4 protein-coding genes and 1 riboswitch are annotated in these 4,899 nt (G+C 49.5%); of the genes, 3 read left to right on the top strand and 1 reads right to left on the bottom strand.

Translation table 11 applies throughout. The features are described from left to right. The first annotated feature begins 113 nt into the window (after window positions 1-113). Window positions 114-281 (top strand): helix-turn-helix domain-containing protein, encoded by a 168-nt coding sequence (locus AC2A06_RS18400; RefSeq protein ID WP_081878594.1) that lies wholly within the window; start codon window positions 114-116, stop codon window positions 279-281. A gap of 84 nt (window positions 282-365) precedes the next feature. On the opposite strand, the gene trmA is transcribed toward AC2A06_RS18400, so the two are convergent. Continuing rightward, window positions 366-1,466 carry a tRNA (uridine(54)-C5)-methyltransferase TrmA gene (gene trmA, locus AC2A06_RS18395; RefSeq protein WP_484381241.1) on the bottom strand — a complete coding sequence of 367 codons (1,101 nt, stop codon included), beginning with the start codon at window positions 1,464-1,466 and terminating at the stop codon, window positions 366-368. 122 nt (window positions 1,467-1,588) lie between these two features. Continuing rightward, a riboswitch (cobalamin riboswitch) is annotated at window positions 1,589-1,913 on the top strand. A gap of 70 nt (window positions 1,914-1,983) precedes the next feature. Here trmA and btuB point away from each other — a divergent pair. Both btuB and murI read left to right on the top strand, forming a co-directional pair. Further along, window positions 1,984-3,876 (top strand): TonB-dependent vitamin B12 receptor BtuB, encoded by a 1,893-nt coding sequence (btuB, locus tag AC2A06_RS18390; RefSeq protein ID WP_484381240.1) that lies wholly within the window; start codon window positions 1,984-1,986, stop codon window positions 3,874-3,876. After that, window positions 3,821-4,684, top strand: a complete 864-nt coding sequence (gene murI, locus AC2A06_RS18385; RefSeq protein ID WP_484381239.1) for a glutamate racemase — start codon at window positions 3,821-3,823, stop codon at window positions 4,682-4,684. Before btuB ends, murI begins: the two co-directional genes overlap by 56 nt. Window positions 4,685-4,899: the final 215 nt, after the last annotated feature.

The following is a 4,899-nucleotide window of genomic DNA, read 5'->3' as shown; positions in this document are numbered from 1 at the left end:
GCTTTATCTGGTCGTTCATGATTCTTAGATTCAACTACCAAGTGCATAACTTGCGATAGCTGAAAAGGAAAGGTTAGCTGCTGGTAAGCTCACCTTTTGCTCTCCAGCAAGAGATGCACAAAATGAGACAATATCGACAACTGACCAAGGGTCAACGATGCCAGATCGAAGCCCTAAAGAAAAGCAGTTGCTCGCAAAGTCGTATCGCTAAACTGCTAAGCATCAGTCAATCCACTGTTTCCAGAGAGCTCAAGAGAAAAACACGATTGAGCGGATTGTAGTGGTCAAGAAAAATTGGTCACCGAGTTGCGAGCATACCCATTAATTGCCGCTCTGATTCACTGGGCGTCAGGCCACTATTTGCATTAAATACGTTCTAGCATCACACCCGCTTCCATATGGTGGGTGTAAGGGAATTGATCAAACAGTGCCAGGCGGGTAATTTTGTGTGTGGCTTGCAACGTGTCGAGGTTGGCACACAGTGTTTCCGGGTTGCAGGAGATATAAAGGATGCGAGGGTAGGCTTGTACCATTTTTATTGTTTCAGCATCTAACCCACTACGCGGAGGATCGACGAAAATCGTCTCGCAGTGGTAACTGCTCAAATCGATCCCCTTTAAACGGTTGAACTCACGTACTCCCTGCATTGCTTGGGTGAAATCTTCGGCGGCCATACGGATAATCTGTACGTTGTCGATATGATTGGCAGCGATGTTGTATTGCGCTGCAGCCACCGACGGTTTAGCGATCTCAGTGGCCAACACCCGTTCGAAGTTGCGCGCCAGTGCCAGTGAGAAGTTACCGTTACCGCAATACAGTTCCAGTAGGTCGCCTTTGGAATCCTGAGTCACATCTAGCGCCCATTCCAACATTTGCACGTTGATCGCCGCATTGGGCTGAGTGAAGCTGTTCTCCACCTGCCGATAAATCATATTACGACCGCCAACGGGCAGGACTTCATCAATATAATCCTGATCCAGTACCACCTTCATCTTTGAGGCTCGGCCAATAAGTTGGAGGTCGAACCCCTGTGCACGTAAGGTATCACGCAATGCTGAGGCCGCTTGCTGCCACTGCTCGTCTAATTTGCGATGGTACAGTAAAGAGGCAATGATTTTCCCGCTCTGGGTAGAGAGATAATCAATTTGGAATAATTTATGGCGCAGCGCCGGGTTGGGCTTGAGTGCTGCCATTAACGCGCTCATCAGGCGGTTGATCAGCTCACTGGCCGCAGGGAAAGAATCTACACGAATGCGTTGTTTGGTCTGCTGATCAAACATGATGTGATACATATCTTCTTCATCATGCCAGATACGGAACTCTGCCCGCATGCGATAGTGGCTGACTGGCGAGCGAAACACTTCCGGCTCGGGTGCCATAAACGGAGACATCATGGTCTTCAGGCGGGCAGTTTTTTCTGCCAGTTGATCATCATAGCGTTCAGTGGGCAAAGTCTCGGGTGTCATGGTTCATTCTCGTCAGGCTAATTGGAACAGCGGCGATTGTAGGGCATCGTTCGATGAAGTCCAACTTTGGCGATGCTAATTCGAAACACAATTGGCAATCTAGACATCCATTTTTATTGGCGGTAGCATGAGCGTCCGGTCTCAAGCAGCGAGTGAAAAGGGAATCCAGTGCAAATCTGGAGCTGACGCGCAGCGGTATGGGGAAGTCACGGCGATAGCGTTTTAATCTTGAGTTGATGCTCGGGTTTATTCAAGGTGCAGATAACGGCAATAGTGTAACAAGTCGGCCAGCATAACGGCTCTGCAGCCTAAAAAACCAAGGGTATATCAGGTTTAAACAACATAGACACTGTCCACTGCTGGATGGGAAGTCATCGCCCGGTGCGGGTTGCTAATGGCAATCAGCAAATCCCAAGCCCGAAAACCTGCCGGTGTACGTCGCAATATCCATAGCTGTCGCGATTATCGGCTGTGGCTCTGCGGCATCCGCCAATGATAAGTTTGGATGCTTTTCGTAATGACAATGATAAAAAATGTACTGCTGGTGGTGGTTTCCTCCACAACAGCACTTTCAGCATGGGCGCAAGACAACACCGTAACCAATGATAGTGACAACCTGGTGGTGACAGCCAATCGCTTTCCTCAGCCAGTTTCCTCCGTGTTAGCTCCCACCTCTATTGTGACCCGTAATGATATTGAGCGTTGGCAGGCTAAAAGCCTGGTTGATGTTATGCGCCGCTTGCCAGGGGTGGATATCGCGCAAAATGGCGGGATGGGGCAGAGCTCCGCACTATTTATCCGTGGTACAGAATCACGGCATGTCCTGCTATTGATTAATGGTGTCCGCTTGAACCAGGCAGGGATCAGTGGCTCTTCTGATCTGAGCCAAATCCCCATTTCACTGGTACAGAGAGTGGAGTTTATTCGTGGCTCCCGCTCGGCAGTCTATGGTTCAGACGCGATTGGTGGGGTGGTCAACATTATCACCACCCGTGAAAAGAATGGTTCTACCCTTTCGGCTGGCATCGGCTCCAATGGTTTTCAGGCATATGACGGCGCGACCCAGCAGCAATTGGGTGACAAAACTATCGCCACCATGGCGGGTAATTACACCTATAGCAAAGGTTATGATGTGGTCGCCGGTCTGCCGGACAGCTTTGGTAACCCGGCACAACCGGATCGTGATGGTTTTATGAGCAAGTCGCTGTATGGTGAGCTGCAACATCAATTCAGTGGGCAACTGCAGGGGTTTGTGCGCGGCTATGGTTACGATAACCGCACGTCCTATGATGGTTTCTATAGCTTTAACGACCCGGTAAATTTTGATGCATTACCGGATACCCGCCAGCTATACAGCCAGTCTTGGGACAGTGGCTTACGCTATCACCAAGGTATTTATGCCACGCAATTGACGGCCAGTTATAGCCATAGCAAAGATTATAATTATGACCCGAAATATGGTCGTTATTCCGCTTCATCTACGCTGGATGACACCACGCAATATAATCTTCAGTGGGGCAACAACGTCAAGGTTGGGCAAGGTAGCATCAGCACTGGGGTCGATTGGCAGGAGCAAAAGCTGGAACCCGGTACGGCTTATATCACGGATAGCAAAAGTCGGCGCAATACCGGTTTGTATCTAACAGCTCAGCAGCAAATTGATACGGTGATTTTGGAAGGCGCGCTACGTGGCGATGATAGCTCGCAGTTTGGTTGGCACAATACTTGGCAAGCCAGCACTTCATGGGAGTTTATTGAAGGTTATCGAGCCATTATCTCTTACGGCACAGCATTCAAAGGGCCAAATTTGGGCCAGCTTTACGGCGGTACCTGGGGCAACCCGGACCTGAAGCCAGAAGAAAGCAAACAGTGGGAAGGCGGTTTTGAAGGCTTGACCGGTCCGGTAAGCTGGCGGGTAACGGGATATCAGAACGATATCGATAACCTGATCGACTACGCTCAAAAAGGGGGTGAGTTTGCTTATTACAATGTGGATCAGGCGAAGATTAAAGGGGTTGAAGCCACGGCGTCATTTGACACCGGCCCGCTGACTCATCAACTTTCTTATGATTATGTCGATCCGCGCAATCGCAAAACTAATGAGACACTGCTGCGTCGCTCCAAACAACTGGTAAAATATGAATTGGATTGGCAGGTTTATGATTTTGATTGGGCGGTCACTTATCAATACTTAGGAGAGCGGTATGATAAGAACTATAACGTCTATCCTAACCAGAGCGTCAAACTGGGGGGTGTCAGTCTATGGGATGTTGCTGTCTCATATCCGGTCACCTCACATCTGACAGTTCGTGGTAGAATCGCCAACCTGTTTGATAAAGAGTATGAGACGGCATATGGCTACGCAACACCAGGAAGAGAATACCACCTCACTGGAAGCTATACCTTCTAACACCACTGCGATCTCCCGCCCCTCGGTATTGATCTTTGATTCCGGTGTCGGCGGGCTGTCTGTGTATCAAGAGGTTCGGCAATTGCTGCCGGATCTCCACTATATATATGCCTTTGATAATGTCGCTTTCCCCTATGGTGAAAAATCCGAAGAATTTATCATTGAGCGTGTGCTGGAAATCGTCAGTGCGGTTCAGCAACACCACCCCTTGGCTCTCGTTATCATCGCTTGTAATACTGCCAGTACCGTTTCTTTACCTGCGCTGCGAGAGAGCTTCACCTTCCCGGTGGTGGGGGTCGTTCCTGCCATCAAACCAGCGGTTAAGCTCACAGCTAACGGTGTCGTCGGTTTATTAGCAACTCGTGGCACGGTTCAGCGCACTTATACGCGCGAATTGATTGAGCGTTTCGCCAAGGATTGCAAAATCGAATTGTTGGGTTCCTCAGAACTGGTTGAACTCGCCGAGGCCAAGTTACACGGTGAACCAGTACCTATGGCGACACTAAAGAAAATACTACAGCCGTGGTTGAGCATGCGTGAGCCACCTGACACGGTAGTGCTGGGGTGTACCCATTTCCCGTTGTTGGCTGAGGAACTGACGCAGGTATTACCTGAAGGGACGAGATTAGTGGATTCCGGGGCGGCGATTGCGCGTCGGGCTGCTTGGCTGATCGCTACCCAAGAGAATCTGCTCTCAACTCAGGAAGAGAACCTGGCTTATTGTATGACATTCAATCAGGCTACTGATGCTATATCACCCGTATTGCAGGAATATGGCTTCAACTCGTTGAAAAAATTGCCACTTTAGATGGCTTTTGATTAAACATTAGACGGTTGAACAAAAAATTGAATTTAGGGGTTGCGGTGAACTGAGAACTCCCTATAATGCGCCTCCACTGCTCGGGAACAACGGCTGACAAGTCGCCCAAGCAGGAAGAAGCAACCCGGTGAAAACACTGTCTCTTGTAGAGAAAAAGGTTGACTCTTTAGCGGGAAAGCGTATTATCTGCCTCCCGCGTTACC

It is taken from the genome of Serratia sp. HNCC26DJ244 (assembly GCF_057180565.1).
This window is presented reverse-complemented; position numbering and strand designations above follow the sequence as displayed.